This is a genomic window from Nocardioides zeae, assembly GCF_030818655.1.
GTDB classification, from domain to species: Bacteria; Actinomycetota; Actinomycetes; order Propionibacteriales; family Nocardioidaceae; genus Nocardioides; species Nocardioides zeae_A.
In genome coordinates, this window is record NZ_JAUTAN010000001.1 from 995,059 (window position 1) to 1,008,802 (window position 13,744).

Consider the following 13,744-nt stretch of genomic DNA (forward strand, 5'->3'; position numbering starts at 1 on the left):
TGACCGGGGTCGCGACCGCACGGCGACGAGGGGGAAGCACGATGAGCACGCAGCCACCGGACGGCACCGGCCGACCCGAGGACGGACCGACGCAGCCGTCGAGCCCGTCGGGCTGGCCCCCGCACCCGCAGCAGGGCTACCCGCAGCAGCCGGGCTATCCCCAGCGGCCCGGCTACCCGCAGGGCCCGCCGCCCCCGCCGTGGATCGGTCCGGGGGAGTACGGCCAGCACCCCGGACAGCACCCTAGACAGCACCCGGGCCAGCACCCGGGCCAGCACCCGGCGCCGCGTCGCCGCGGCCGGTGGATCGCCGGCGGCGTCGCGGGCGTGCTCGGCCTGTCGCTGATCGGTGGGGGCGTCTGGGCGTGGCAGGCGTACTTCGCGACCGGCCCGCAGGCGGCCGAGGCGTTGCCGGCGGACACGTTGTTCTACGTCGGGCTCGACCTCGACCCGAGCGGTCAGCAGAAGCTCGCGGCGCTCGACTTCCTCGAGAAGTTCCCGGCGTTCGACCAGGAGGTCGGCCTCGACCGGGACGACGACGTCCGCCGGGAGATCTTCGACGGCATCATCGGCGGCTCGCCCTGCGACGACCTCGACTTCGACGACGACGTGGCGCCCTGGCTGGGCGACCGCTTCGGCGTCGCCGTCGTGCCGGCGAGCGGGGACCGGCCGCAGGTGCCGGAGCTCGGCGGCGACGTCGTCGTCGTGGTGCAGGTCGACGACGCCGACGGCGCGGAGGCGGCGATGGACGACCTCGCCGACTGCTCGGGCGCGGGCGACGAGCTCGGCTGGGCGATCGACGGCGGCTGGATGGTCGTCACCGACTCCGACGACCTGGCCGAGGACGTGCTGGCGGACGCGGCCGACGACCCGCTGACGTCCGACGACACCTACCAGCGGTGGATCGACGAGGCCGGCGATGCCGGCATCCTCAGCGCCTACGCGGCGCCCGAGAGCGCCACGCGCGTCGTCCAGGGCCTCGTCGACGACGGGGTCATCGACGCGGCGTACGAGGACGAGGCCCTCGAGAGCGCGGAGGACTTCCAGGGTGCGGCGCTGACGCTCCGCTTCGCCGACGGCGGGCTCGAGCTCGAGACGGCGACGCAGGCCACGACGGACGGCGACGCGCCGCGGCTGACCGACGGCACGGCCGGCGAGCTGGCGGGCGACCTGCCCGCGGACACGGCGGCGGTGGCGGCGGTGGGCCTGGCGGACGGGTGGTACGACGCGCTGCTCGACCAGGTCGAGGCGAGCGGCGTCGACCGGAGCGAGATCGACGACGCGGTCGCCGACCTCGAGGACGAGACCGGTTGGAGCCTGCCGGAGGACGTCGAGACGCTGCTCGGGCAGGGCGTCGCGCTGTCCGTCGGCGGGGGCGTCGACCTCGACGCGCTCGAGGACGGCGACATCGAGGGCGCCGAGGTCGGTGCGACCGTGCGCTCCGGTGACGCGGACGCCATCGCCGACCTGGTGGACGAGCTCCTCGACGCCACGGACGCGCCGAGCGACCTCGACCTCAACGTGACCGAGGGCGAGGACGGCACGACGGTGGGGAGCCCCTCCTCGGGCTACGCCGACGACCTCGCGACGTCCGGGGGCCTGGACGGCTCCGACCTCTTCCGCGACGTGGTGCCGGAGACCGACGACGTGCACGCCCTGCTGTTCGTCGACGTCACCGCGGACGGCGGGTGGCTGGCCGACCTGCTGCGTGAGGACGGCGACGACGAGCTCGCCGACAACGTGGAGCCGCTGGCCGCGCTGGGCCTGTCGGTGCGGGTCGACGGCGACGTCGCCCACACGCTCCTGCGGGTGACGACGACGGACTGACGCGGCCGGCAGCGGCCGGGCGCCTCAGTCGCGCGCGACCGGCGCGACCACTGCGCCGGTCGCCGCGACGAGGTCGGCCGGTCGCAGCTCGATGTCGAGCCCGCGGCGGCCCCCGGAGACGAGCACGGTGGCGTGGTCGAGGGCCGGAGGCGTCGACGACCGTCCGCAGCGCGCGCTTCTGCCCCACGGGGGAGATGCCGCCGACGACGTACCCGGTGGTCCGCTCGGCGGCCGCCACCTCGGCGAGCCGTGCCCTGCGGGCTCCGAGCGCGGCGGCGACCGCCTTGAGGTCGAGCGTGCCCGCGACCGGCACGACGCCGACGCAGAGCTCGCCGTCGGCGTCGACGACGATCGTCTTGAGCACGCGGGACGGGTCGACGCCGAGCGCCGTGGCGGCCTCGTCGCCGTAGGACTGCGCGCGGGGGTCGTGCTCGTAGGGGTGCAGCTCGAACCACGTGCCCGCCGCGGTGAGCGCGGCGGTTGCGGGGGTGCCACCGCTCCCGGTGCCGCGCTTCCTGGCCACGGGCCCGAGCGTAGGCCCGGAGGCGGCGGTCGACTAGTTGGGGGACCAGCCGGTGCGGTTGAGGTGGGTGGCGGGCAGGGAGGGGATCACGTTGATCGCCCGCAGCTCGGACGAGAACATCTCGGCCAGCAGCGCGTAGCGCTCCTCCGGGTCGGACGTCTCCAGCAGCCGCTGGCGGTCGGACAGGGGGAGCGGCGCGACGGCCGACATCGCCCAGGAGCGGTAGACGGGGTCGGCGGGCAGCGAGCCCTCCACCACCGTGCCGCCGAGGTCGGCGATGACCGCCTGGTACGCCGCGAACAAGGCCCCGGTGTGCTCGACGGCGCCCTCCGTGGGCGGCGCCAGCCGTTCGGGCAGCACCGCGACGTCCCCGACGGGGAAGGGCCCGGAGACGTCGAGGGCGTCGAGCCGGATCCGGTCGCGGCAGACGGCGACGACCTCGTAGGTCCCGTCGCCGGAGTCCTCGACCTCGGTCAGCTGCAGGCGGCACCCGACGCGGTGCAGCGACTGGTTGCCCCGGCTGCCGACCTCGTAGCCGTCGCGGATCGCGACCGAGCCGAAGAGGCGCTGCGCCGGGTCGGGGATCGTCTCGAGGTGGCGGACGAGCGCGACGTACCGGTCCTCGAAGACGCGCAGCGGCACCGTCAGGCCCGGGAAGAGGACGGACCCGAGGGGGAACATGGGCAGGCGTTCGGTGGCGTCGCCCTCGGCCCCGCCGGCCCCGCCTGCGCTCTCGGTCACGTCCCGACCCTAGGTGATGCGTCCCACCCGGAGGCCGCGGTGCGGCTCCGACGGGCCCCGCGGCCTAGAATCGGGGCCATGTCCTCATCCGCATCCGGCGCGCTGCTGCGCCGCATCGACCTGCGTGGAGCGACCCCCGGTTCCCTCGACTACCGGGCCGTGGTGCCGCGCGCCGACTTCGACGTCGAGGCGGCCGTGCCGGCGGTGCATGCGATCACGGAGGCGGTGCGCGAGCGCGGCGTCGAGGCCATCCTCGAGCTGGGTGCCCGGTTCGACGGCGTGGAGCTCGACGACATCCGCGTGCCGGAGGGTGCGACGCAGCGCGCGCTCGCCGAGCTCGACCCGGCCATCCGCGCGGGGCTCGACGAGTCGATCGCGCGGCTGCGGAAGACGTCCGCCGCGGAGCTGGAGGCCGACGTCGTCACCGACCTCGGCCCCGGAGCGCGGGTGACCCACCGCAAGGTCGCGGTCGACCGGGTCGGCCTCTACGTGCCCGGCGGCCTCGCGCCGCTGGTCTCGAGCGTGCTCATGAACGTCGTGCCGGCGCAGGTCGCGGGCGTCGGCTCCATCGCGCTGGCCAGCCCGCCGCAGAAGGAGTTCGGCGGCTCGGTGCACCCGACGATCCTCGCGGCCTGCGCGCTGCTGGGCGTCGACGAGGTGTACGCGGTGGGCGGGGCCCAGGCGGTCGCCATGTTCGCCTACGGCACGGGCCCGTGCCGCAAGGTCGACCTGGTGACGGGGCCGGGCAACATCTACGTCGTGACGGCGAAGCGCCTGCTCAAGGGCCTCGTCGGCATCGACTCCGAGGCGGGCCCCACGGAGATCGCCATCCTGGCCGACGACTCGGCGGACCCGGCGTTCGTCGCCGCCGACCTCATCAGCCAGGCGGAGCACGACCCGCTGGCCGCGGCGGTGCTCGTCACGCCGAGCACGACGCTGGCCGACGACGTGGAGGCCGAGCTGGAGAGGCAGATCGGGGCCACGAAGCACACCGAGCGGATCCGCACGGCGCTGACGGGGGAGCAGTCCGGCGTCGTGCTGGTCGACGACCTCGAGCAGGGTGTCGCCGTGGTGGACGCCTACGCGGCGGAGCACCTCGAGATCCAGACCGTGGACGCGGCGGCGTGGGCGGCGCGCGTGCGCAACGCGGGCGCGATCTTCGTCGGCGGCTTCGCCCCGGTGAGCCTCGGCGACTACTGCGCCGGGTCCAACCACGTGCTGCCCACGGGCGGCTGTGCCTGCCACTCCTCGGGCCTGTCGGTGCGCGCGTTCACCAAGTCGGTGCACGTGGTCGAGTACGACCGCCAGGGTCTCGACGACGTCGCCGACCACGTCGTCACCCTCGCCGAGGCCGAGGACCTGCCCGGTCACGGCGCCGCGGTGAAGGTGCGGTTCTCGTGACCGCGGGGGACACGGCGGCCGACGACACGAGCTGGCTCCCGCTCCGCGAGGAGCTCGCGGGCATCGCCCCGTACGGCGCGCCCCAGCTCGACGTGCCGGTGCAGCTCAACGTCAACGAGAACCCGTACGGCCCGTCCGAGGCCTGCGTCGCCGACATCGCCGAGGCGGTGGCGGAGGCGGCGCGCACGCTCAACCGCTACCCCGACCGGGAGTTCGTGGCGTTGCGGACCGCGCTCGCGGCGTACCTCTCCCGGGACGTGGCGGCCGGCCAGGCGCCGATCACGCCCGAGCAGGTGTGGGCCGCGAACGGCTCCAACGAGGTGATGCTGCAGCTCCTGCAGGCCTTCGGCGGACCGGGACGCACGGCGCTGAGCTTCGCGCCGACCTACTCGATGTACCCGGAGTACGCGCGCGACAGCAACACCGCGTGGGTGGCCGGGCGCCGCCGCGAGGACTTCGCGCTCGACCTCGACGCGGCGACGGGGCTCATCGCGGAGCACCGGCCCAGCGTCGTGCTCCTGCCGAGCCCCAACAACCCGACGGGCACGGCGCTGCCGCCCGCCGCGGTCGACGCCCTGTGCGCCGCCGCGGCCGAGCACGGCAACGACGGTCGCGGCGGTCTCGTGGTGGTCGACGAGGCGTACGGCGAGTTCCGGCGCGCCGGCACCCCGAGCGCCATCGAGCTGCTGCCGACCCACCGCAACCTCGTCGTGTCGCGCACCATGAGCAAGGCGTTCGCCGGTGCCGGGCTGCGGCTGGGCTACCTGGCCGCCGCCCCGGCCGTGACCGACGCGATCCGCGTCGTACGGCTGCCCTACCACCTGTCGGCGACCACGCAGGCCACGGCGCTCGCCGCCCTGCGCCACACCGACGAGCTGCTCGGCCAGGTCGACGCGCTCCGTGGCGAGCGCGACCTGCTCGTCGACTGGCTGCGGGAGCAGGGCCACGACGTGGCGGAGTCCGACGCCAACTTCGTGCTCTTCGGCCGGTTCGCCGACCGGCACGCCGTGTGGCGTGGCCTGCTCGACCACGGCGTCCTCATCCGCGAGACCGGCCCCGACGGCTGGCTGCGCGTCTCGGTCGGCACCCCGGCCGAGATGGCGGCCTTCCGCGACGCCCTCACGATCGTCACCAAGGAGAACCAGTGAGCACCCCCCGCACCGCACGCCTCGAGCGCACCACGAGCGAGTCGAAGATCCTCGTCGAGATCGACGTCGACGGCTCGGGCACGCACGACATCTCGACCGGCGTCGGGTTCTATGACCACATGCTCACGGCCTTCGCCCGGCACGCGCTCGTCGACCTCACGGTCCGGGCCGAGGGCGACACCTGGATCGACGCCCACCACACGGTGGAGGACTCGGCGATCGTGCTGGGGCAGGCGATCCGGGAGGCGCTCGGGGACAAGAAGGGCACGCGGCGCTTCGGCGACGCGACCGTGCCGCTCGACGAGGCGCTCGTGCAGGCCGTCGTCGACATCTCCGGGCGGCCCTACTGCGTGCACACCGGGGAGCCGGAGGGGCAGCAGTACGTGCAGCTGGGCGGCTCGGGCGTGTCCTACCTCGGCTCGCTGACCAAGCACGTCTTCGAGACCATCGCCTTCCACGGCCACCTGGCGCTCCACGTGCGCGTGCTGGCCGGCCGGGAGCCGCACCACATCGTCGAGACGCAGTTCAAGGCGTTCGCCCGGGCCTTCCGCGACGCGGTCGCGCTCGACCCGCGCGAGACCGGCGTGCCCTCGACCAAGGGCACGCTGTGACGGCACCCGCACGCCCCGAGGGCGAGCGGCCCACCGTCGTCGTCCTCGACTACGGCTCGGGCAACCTCCGCTCGGCCGTGCGCGCCGTCGAGCGCGCCGGGGCCGAGGTCGTGCTGACCGCCGACAAGCAGGCGGCGCTCGACGCCGACGGCCTGCTGGTGCCGGGCGTGGGGGCGTACGCCGCGTGCATGGCCGGCCTGCGCGCCGTGAAGGGCGACGAGATCATCGGGCGGCGCCTCGCGGGCGGGCGCCCGGTCCTGGGCATCTGCGTGGGCATGCAGATCCTCTTCGGCCGGGGCATCGAGCACGGGGTCGAGACCGTCGGGTGCGACGAGTGGCCGGGCACGGTCGAGCGCCTCGAGGCGCCGGTGGTGCCGCACATGGGCTGGAACACGGTGCAGGTGCCGGAGGGCTCGGCGCTGTTCGCCGGCGTCGAGTCGGAGCGGTTCTACTTCGTGCACTCCTACGCGGCCCGCCGCTGGGAGCTCGTGACCAACGACCGCACCCGCGCGCCCCTCGTCACGTGGGCCGAGCACGGGGGCGACCGGTTCGTCGCCGCCGTCGAGAACGGTCCCCTGTGGGCCACCCAGTTCCACCCCGAGAAGTCGGGCGACGCCGGCGCGGCCCTGCTGCGCAACTGGGTCGCCACGCTCTGACCTCCCGGCCGTCGCTCGGCCGATCGACACGGAACCGCGGGAAAGACCGCAAGAAAGGCAGGCCGCCGTGCCCGCGACGTACCTCGAGCTCCTCCCCGCCGTCGACATCAAGGGGGGACAGGCCGTCCAGCTCGTGCAGGGCATCGACGGGTCCGAGAAGCGCTTCGGCGACCCGATCGAGGCCGCCCTGCGCTGGCAGGACGCCGGCGCCGAGTGGCTGCACCTTGTCGACCTCGACGGCGCCTTCGGCGTCGGGACCAACCGGGCGCTGCAGGCCGAGATCGTGGGCCGCCTCGACATCGCCGTCGAGATGAGCGGTGGCATCCGCGACGACGAGTCCCTCGAGGCGGCGCTGGCCACCGGCTGCCGTCGGGTGAACATCGGCACGGCTGCCATCGAGAACCCCGCGTGGTGCGCCCGCGCGATCGCGACGCACGGCGACCGGATCGCGATCGGCCTCGACGTGCGCGGCCGCACGCTCGCCGCCCGGGGCTGGACGAGCGAGGGCGGCGACCTCTACGAGACGCTGGCCCGGCTCGACGCCGAGGGGTGCGCGCGCTACGTCGTCACCGACGTCAACAAGGACGGCATGCTCGCCGGGCCCAACCTGGAGCTGCTGCGCGACGTGTGCGCCGCGACGTCGCGTCCCGTCGTCGCGTCGGGAGGGGTGACCACGCTCGACGACATCCGGGCGCTCATGGAGCTCGTGCCGCTGGGCGTGGAGGGTGCGATCGCCGGCACGGCGCTGTACGAGGGTCGCTTCACGCTCGAGGACGCGCTGGTGCTGACGAAGGGCGCGGGCGCGTGAGCCTCGCCGTACGGGTCATCCCGTGCCTCGACGTCGACGGTGGCCGGGTGGTCAAGGGCATCAACTTCCGCGAGCTGCGCGACGCCGGCGACCCGGTGGAGCTGGCCCGCACCTACGACGCGGAGGGCGCCGACGAGCTGACGTTCCTCGACATCTCCGCCTCGCACGAGGGCCGCGCGACGACGCTCGAGATCGTCGCGCGCACGGCCGAGCAGGTGTTCATCCCGCTGACCGTGGGCGGTGGCATCTCGAGCGTCGAGGACGTCGACCGGCTGCTGCGGGCCGGGGCCGACAAGATCGCCGTCAACACGGCCGCGATCCGGCGCCCGGAGCTGGTGGCCGAGATCGCCGACCGCTTCGGCAACCAGGTGCTCGTGCTCTCCGTCGACGCCCGCCGGGTGCCGGCCGGCGGCGAGGGCACCGCGTCGGGCTTCGAGGTGACCACCCACGGCGGCCGGCGCTCCGCCGGGCTCGACGCGATCGAGTGGGCCGCGCGCGCCGCGGCGCTGGGCGCGGGCGAGATCCTGCTCAACGCCATGGACGCCGACGGCACCCAGGACGGCTTCGACCTCGAGCTGCTCCGGGCGGTGCGCCGCGAGGTCTCCGTGCCGGTCATCGCCTCCGGCGGCGCCGGCGCCGTGGAGCACTTCGCCCCCGCGGTCGAGGCCGGAGCGGATGCGGTGCTCGCCGCGACGGTCTTCCACTTCGGCACGCTGCGCGTCGGTCAGGTCAAGGACGCCATCGCCGGGGCCGGCTACCCGGTGCGATGACGCCGGTGGCCGGCATCGACTGCTGGTGCCCGGAGGTGGCGCTGGGACGCCCCGTGCGCCGGGGACGGCCGCGGGTCTTCCACGCCGACGCGGGGGCGGTGCACGAGCACGTGGGGGCCGGGCGCGTCGAGCTGCTCGAGACGGCCGGACGGGCTGCGGGCCGCGTGCCCGTGGGCGGCGCTGCCCTCGAGGCGGTCGAGCTGCGGGACGACGACCGCGGCGTCGCGCTCCTCGTCATGGAGAGCTGCTGACGCGGGCCGGAAATGTGCGGCAACGACCTGTCAGAGGGGCCCGAGACGTGCCCCAGCTGAACAGTTCGGGCGGTGGCTGCGTCGGACCCAGCCGATCGCTGTCAGGGCTGCGGCGGTCACCCAGCTCGACGCTCGCACCGCGGCGTACGTGACAACTCGACGCGCGAGCCGCGGCGTACGACCCATCTCGACGCGCGAGCCGCGGCGTACGACCCATCTCGACGCGCGAGCCGCGGCGTACGACCCAACTCGACGACGCTCAGAAGCCGAGGGTGGCGATCTGGAAGCGGCGCACGGCGAGGTCGGGGCCGGAGACGTCGACGTCGTGGGCCTGCTCGCGGCCCAGCAGGCGCAGCACCAGCTCCTGCGGGCGGCCCGTGACCACCGCGGGGCCGTCGCCGCGGCGGAGCACGGTGCGGCGGCCGTTGCGGGCGTCGACGGCCACGAGGGGGGCGCCCACCTTGCGCGTGGCCATCACGGCGACCGGCTTGAACAGCCGCCACAGCTCGTCCTCGGCCTCGTCGGGGAGGTCGCGGGGCGTCCAGCCGGGCTGGGCGCGCCGCACGTCCTCGTGGTGCACGAAGAGCTCGACCGTGTTGACGAGGCGGTCGACGGGACCGATCGCCGCCCACGTGAGGAACGGGCGCCGCAGCTGGTCGGCGAGCAGCGGCAGGTCGGCGCGCCCCCACCGCTCCGTGGCGCGCTTGGTCAGCGGCGACAGGGGCGGGACGAGCTCACCGGCCTGGGCCAGCGGGTTCCGCTCCCGCACCAGGAGGTGGACGACGAGGTCCTTCACCGTCCAGCCGCCGCACAGCGTCGGGGCGTCGGGGCCGACCTCGACGGCGAGGTCGGCGAGGGCGGAGCGCTCGGCGCGCGCGAAGGTGGGGAAGGTCGACACGTCCCGACCCTACGTGCCCGTGCCGCGCGGACCGGTGGCGGCGGCCGCGAAGGCGCTGGGGAACGCCTCGCGGTAGCTGCGCATCGTGCCCCACGGCGTCGTCACCGACGTGGCGGCGAGCATCGCGCGCACCACCGCCCGCGCGACCGTCGTGGCGGCGGCGTCGAGGAGCTCGTGGAACCGGAGGGGATGGGTCGCGGGATCGGGCGCCGGCGCGTCCGGCGGCGCCGTCGACAGCGCGAACAGGGTGTCGCCGTCGAACATCGAGTGCACCGGACGGATGGCGCGCGCGAGGCCGTCGTGCGCCACCCCCGCGACCTTCGCGCAGGCCGCCTTCGTGAGGGGGACGTCGGTGGCGACGACGCCGATGGTGGTCGCGAGGGGCGCCCGGCGCGACGGGTCGAGCCCGGCCGCCAGGTCGTGCGCCGCCCGCAGGTCAGCGGCGTCGGGCCGACGGAGCCCCGCGGCCGGCAGGTCGGCGGGGAGGCAGTGGGGGAGACCCCACAGCTCGCCCGTCGTCGGGTCGACGCAGGAGCCGACCGCGTTGACCGCCACCAGCGCCCCGACGGTCCCGCCACCGGGCAGCACGGTCGACGCGGAGCCGACACCGCCGCGCAGGCCACCGGCCCGGGCGCCCGTGCCCGCGCCGACCGGCCCGACGAGCGCGGTCGGTGCGTCGGCGCGTGCCGCGTCGTGCGCCGCCGCCCCCAGCGCCGCGTCCGGGTGGTGCCGGAACACCCCGCCGCGGCCGAGGTCGAACAGGATCGCCGCCGGCACGATGGGCACGACATCGGCCGGGTCGGCGCCCATCGGGAACCCCACGCGGGCGTCGAGGAGCCGCTGCACGACCCCGTCCACCGCCGCCAGGCCGAGCGCCGAACCGCCGCCGAGCACCACCGCGTGGACCCGCTCGACCAGGTTGCGCGGGTCCAGCAGGTCGGTCTCCCGCGTGCCGGGACCACCCCCGCGGACGTCGACGCCGGCGACCGCGCCGTACGGCGGCGGCAGCACCACCGTCGTGCCGGTGAGCCAGCCGGGGTCGGTGCGCTGGGCGTGGCCCACGCGGATGCCCGGCACGTCGAGGACCGAGTTGGTGGGCCCGGTCGGACCGGCGGCGTTCACGGCGTCAGATCCGGGCGAGCGCGGCGACGAGCGGGTCGAGGCCGAGCGAGCCCAGGTCGAGCGCAGACCGGTGGAACGCCTTCAGGTCGAACGCGTCCCCGTGGCGGGCACGGGCCGCCTCCCGGGCCTCGAGCCAGATGCGCTCACCCACCTTGTAGGACGGCGCCTGCCCGGGCCAGCCGAGGTAGCGGTTGACCTCGAACCGGATCGTCGCGTCGTCGTCGCGCGAGTGCTGGCGCATGAACGCGAGGCCGAGGTCCGGCGTCCACCGCTCGCCCGGGTGGAACCCGAACGGGTTGTCGGCGGGGATCTCGAGCTGCAGGTGCATCCCGATGTCGACGATGACCCGTGCCGCGCGGAACCCCTGGGCGTCCAGCATGCCGAGCCGGTCGGCCGGGTCGTCGAGGTAGCCCAGCTCGTCCATGAGCCGCTCCGCGTAGAGCGCCCACCCCTCGCCGTGACCCGACACCCAGCACATGGTGCGCTGCCAGCGGTTGAGCAGCGAGGACCGGTAGGCCGTCTGGCCGATCTGCAGGTGGTGCCCCGGCACGCCCTCGTGGAACACCGTCGTGGTCTCGCGCCACGGGTGGAACTGCTCGATGCCGTCCGGCACCGACCACCACATGCGGCCCGGTCGGGAGAAGTCCTCGCTGGGGCCCGTGTAGTAGATGCCGCCGTCGTTCGTCGGCGCCAGGCAGCACTCGATGCGGCGGACCGGCTCGGGGATGTCGAAGTGGACGTCCGCCAGCTCGCCGACCACCCGGTCGGCGAGCTCCTGCATCCAGGCGCGGAACGGCTCACGGCCCTCGATGCGTCGCGCCGGGTCGCCCTCGAGGTGGGCCACGGCCACGTCGATCGCGTCGGGGCCGGTCGCGTCCGGCGTGATCCGCGCGGCCGTCGCCCGCATGTCCGCCTCGATGCGGGCCAGCTCCTCCCAGCCCCAGGCGTAAGTCTCTTCCAGGTCGATGGTCGCGCCGAGGAAGAGGCGCGAGGCCAGCGCGTAGTGGTCGCGGCCGACGGCCTCGACCGCGCGACCCCGGGGCTCCATCTCGTCGGAGAGGAAGAGGCCGAGGGAGGCGAAGGCCGCCGTTGCCTCGCGCGCCCCGCGCTCGAGCGACGACCGCAGCCCCGCGGGCACCGTGCCCGCCGCCACGCCGCGTCCGACCAGGTCGGCGAACACGCTGCCGCCGCCCGTCTGGCCGGTCCACCGCTCCAGCTGGGCGGCCACCTCGGCGTACTGCCGCGCCGCGCTCACCCGCCCGTGCGCCGCCTCCTCGGCCAGCGTCACCCGCAGGCCCGCGAGGGCACCCGGCACGCCCGCGAGCCGGGCGTCCACCGCCTCCCAGTCCTCGGCGGTCGCGGTCGGCATCAGGTCGAACACCTGCCGCAGCTCGTGGATCGGCGAGGCGATGACGTTCACCTCGCTGCGGGTGAAGCCCGCCTCGTCGTGCTCGACCCGGAGGCCGACCCGCTCCAGGAACGCCGCGCGGGCCACGGCCTCCCGGTCGTCGACCGGCGTGGCCGCCCGCACGTCGGCCAGCGCCGCGCGCGCCAGCCGGAGCCGCTCGTCGAACCCCTCGGGGGAGTAGTCGGTCAGCTCGTGCTCGTGGCCGGCCACCCCGATGCCGGTGGCGGTCACGGGGTCGGCCGCCGCGTGGTCCGCCACGTAGCGCTCGGACCGTTCGTCAACGCTTCTGCTCATGTCCTCCACCCTAGGAGGAACCGCCGACTACCCTCACCCCTCATGAACAGCGGCTCGGGCGACGACGAGGCTCCGGCCCGTCCCGGCAACCCCCGTCGTCCCTCCGGCGACCTCCCCGGCCACGTGCGTCGGCCCGAGCACGTGCGGCGCGCCGACCCCGCCGCCGTGGCCGCGGCGAACCGGACCGGTCGGCAGCAGCGCTCGGGGCCGTCGCCGTCCGAGGTGGCCGAGGCTCGCCGCCAGCAGCGACGCCGGCGACGCCGGACGTGGCTCGTCGGCGCCGTCGTCGTGCTCCTGGCGGCCGTCGTCATCGGGCTCTCGCTCCGGCACGGCCCCCTGGCCCGCAACCTCCCCGGCGCGGCCGACCCCCAGGAGACGAACCCCTTCGAGGGGCGTGACCTGTACGTCGCGAGCGGCACCCAGGCGGCCGGCGCCGCCGACGCGGCACGGTCGGCGGGCCGGACGCGGGACGCCGAGGTGCTGGACCGGCTCGCCGACGTGCCGACCGCGACCTGGTTGACCCCCGAGGCGCTCCCGCGCGGGCAGGTCGGGACCTTCGTGCGAGGGATCGCCCAGGCGGCGCTGGAGGCCGACGACGCGGCCGTGCTCGTCGTCTACGGCATCACCGACCGCGACTGCTCGGGCGACTTGTCCGCGGGCGGCCTGCCGCCGGACGACTACGCCGCGTGGGTGGGGGAGATCGCGTCCGCCGCCGGGGTCGCGGAGGGGCACGTCGCCGTCGTGCTCGAGCCGGACGGCCTGGCCTCCACGTTCGACTGCGGCAACACCGACCAGCGGGTCGGCCAGCTGGCGGGGGCGCTCGGCAGCCTCGTCGACGCGGACGTGCCGACGTACGTCGACGCCGGGCACTCCAACTGGCGCTCGGTCGACGAGATGGCCGACCTCCTGCGTCGCGTCGACGTCTCCCGGGTGCGTGGGTTCTCCACCAACGTCGCGGCCTACCAGTCCGACGCCGACGAGCGCGCGTACGCCGAGGCGCTCAGCTCGGCGCTGGGCGGCACCCACTACGTGATCGACAGCGGACGCAACGGCGCGCCCTCGCCGGCGTCGGGCGACTGGTGCAACCCGTCGGCCCGCCTCCTCGGCCAGGACCCTGCCGCGGTGACGGACGGGAGCCGCCAGGACGCGCGGCTCTGGATCAAGCCGCCGGGGGAGAGCGACGGCACCTGCAACGGGGGGCCGGACGCCGGCACCTTCTGGGTGGACCGGGCGCTCGAGATGGCCTTCGCCAGCGGCTGGTGACGCGCCCACGGGCGTCCATGGCAC

Annotated in this window: 13 protein-coding genes and 1 pseudogene; 9 read left to right on the top strand and 5 right to left on the bottom strand. The window is 75.3% G+C overall.

Annotated features, from left to right (window positions below; genetic code table 11):
• Nucleotides 1–41 precede the first annotated feature (41 nt).
• Nucleotides 42–1,826 carry a DUF3352 domain-containing protein gene (locus QE405_RS04710; RefSeq protein WP_307199056.1) on the top strand — a complete coding sequence of 595 codons (1,785 nt, stop codon included), beginning with the start codon at nt 42–44 and terminating at the stop codon, nt 1,824–1,826.
• A gap of 24 nt (nt 1,827–1,850) precedes the next feature.
• Here the strand turns inward: QE405_RS04710 and ybaK are convergent.
• Nucleotides 1,851–2,349, bottom strand: a pseudogene (ybaK, locus tag QE405_RS04715) (Cys-tRNA(Pro) deacylase).
• A gap of 33 nt (nt 2,350–2,382) precedes the next feature.
• On the bottom strand, nt 2,383–3,090 hold the full coding sequence (locus QE405_RS04720; protein WP_307199057.1) for an LON peptidase substrate-binding domain-containing protein: 708 nt from the start codon (nt 3,088–3,090) through the stop codon (nt 2,383–2,385).
• Nucleotides 3,091–3,192: 102 nt separating this feature from the next.
• Between QE405_RS04720 and hisD the strand changes: the two genes are divergently transcribed.
• The 7 genes from hisD to QE405_RS04755 all read left to right on the top strand — a co-directional run bounded on the left by hisD (nt 3,193) and on the right by QE405_RS04755 (nt 8,735).
• Nucleotides 3,193–4,491 (top strand): histidinol dehydrogenase, encoded by a 1,299-nt coding sequence (hisD, locus tag QE405_RS04725; protein WP_307205557.1) that lies wholly within the window; start codon nt 3,193–3,195, stop codon nt 4,489–4,491.
• Complete coding sequence (locus QE405_RS04730; RefSeq protein WP_307199058.1) at nt 4,488–5,639, top strand: histidinol-phosphate transaminase; 1,152 nt, start codon at nt 4,488–4,490, stop codon at nt 5,637–5,639. The genes hisD and QE405_RS04730 overlap by 4 nt, the downstream gene beginning before the upstream one ends.
• On the top strand, nt 5,636–6,250 hold the full coding sequence (gene hisB, locus QE405_RS04735; RefSeq protein WP_307199059.1) for an imidazoleglycerol-phosphate dehydratase HisB: 615 nt from the start codon (nt 5,636–5,638) through the stop codon (nt 6,248–6,250). The genes QE405_RS04730 and hisB overlap by 4 nt, the downstream gene beginning before the upstream one ends.
• A complete protein-coding gene (hisH, locus tag QE405_RS04740) occupies nt 6,247–6,906 on the top strand; it encodes an imidazole glycerol phosphate synthase subunit HisH (RefSeq protein ID WP_307199060.1) in 660 nt (219 codons plus the stop codon). The genes hisB and hisH overlap by 4 nt, the downstream gene beginning before the upstream one ends.
• Nucleotides 6,907–6,973: 67 nt before the next feature.
• Nucleotides 6,974–7,714 carry a bifunctional 1-(5-phosphoribosyl)-5-((5-phosphoribosylamino)methylideneamino)imidazole-4-carboxamide isomerase/phosphoribosylanthranilate isomerase PriA gene (gene priA, locus QE405_RS04745; protein WP_307199061.1) on the top strand — a complete coding sequence of 247 codons (741 nt, stop codon included), beginning with the start codon at nt 6,974–6,976 and terminating at the stop codon, nt 7,712–7,714.
• Entirely contained in the window at nt 7,711–8,484 is a 774-nt protein-coding gene (gene hisF, locus QE405_RS04750; RefSeq protein ID WP_307199062.1) for an imidazole glycerol phosphate synthase subunit HisF, read from the top strand. The genes priA and hisF overlap by 4 nt, the downstream gene beginning before the upstream one ends.
• A gap of 5 nt (nt 8,485–8,489) precedes the next feature.
• The gene (locus QE405_RS04755; RefSeq protein WP_307199063.1) at nt 8,490–8,735 is read left to right on the top strand and encodes a hypothetical protein; all 246 of its coding nucleotides are present in this window, start codon (nt 8,490–8,492) and stop codon (nt 8,733–8,735) included.
• A 259-nt stretch (nt 8,736–8,994) separates the two neighbouring features.
• Here QE405_RS04755 and QE405_RS04760 read toward each other — a convergent pair whose 3' ends face one another.
• Genes QE405_RS04760 through QE405_RS04770 form a run of 3 tightly spaced genes read right to left on the bottom strand, consistent with a single transcriptional unit; the run spans nt 8,995 to nt 12,457 of the window.
• Entirely contained in the window at nt 8,995–9,633 is a 639-nt protein-coding gene (locus QE405_RS04760) for a TIGR03085 family metal-binding protein (RefSeq protein ID WP_307199064.1), read from the bottom strand.
• Nucleotides 9,634–9,642: 9 nt separating this feature from the next.
• Complete coding sequence (locus QE405_RS04765; protein ID WP_307199065.1) at nt 9,643–10,755, bottom strand: P1 family peptidase; 1,113 nt, start codon at nt 10,753–10,755, stop codon at nt 9,643–9,645.
• Nucleotides 10,756–10,759: 4 nt separating this feature from the next.
• The gene (locus tag QE405_RS04770; protein WP_307199066.1) at nt 10,760–12,457 is read right to left on the bottom strand and encodes a DUF885 domain-containing protein; all 1,698 of its coding nucleotides are present in this window, start codon (nt 12,455–12,457) and stop codon (nt 10,760–10,762) included.
• A 42-nt stretch (nt 12,458–12,499) separates the two neighbouring features.
• Between QE405_RS04770 and QE405_RS04775 the strand changes: the two genes are divergently transcribed.
• Complete coding sequence (locus QE405_RS04775; protein WP_307199067.1) at nt 12,500–13,720, top strand: glycoside hydrolase family 6 protein; 1,221 nt, start codon at nt 12,500–12,502, stop codon at nt 13,718–13,720.
• The last annotated feature ends 24 nt before the right edge of the window (nt 13,721–13,744 follow it).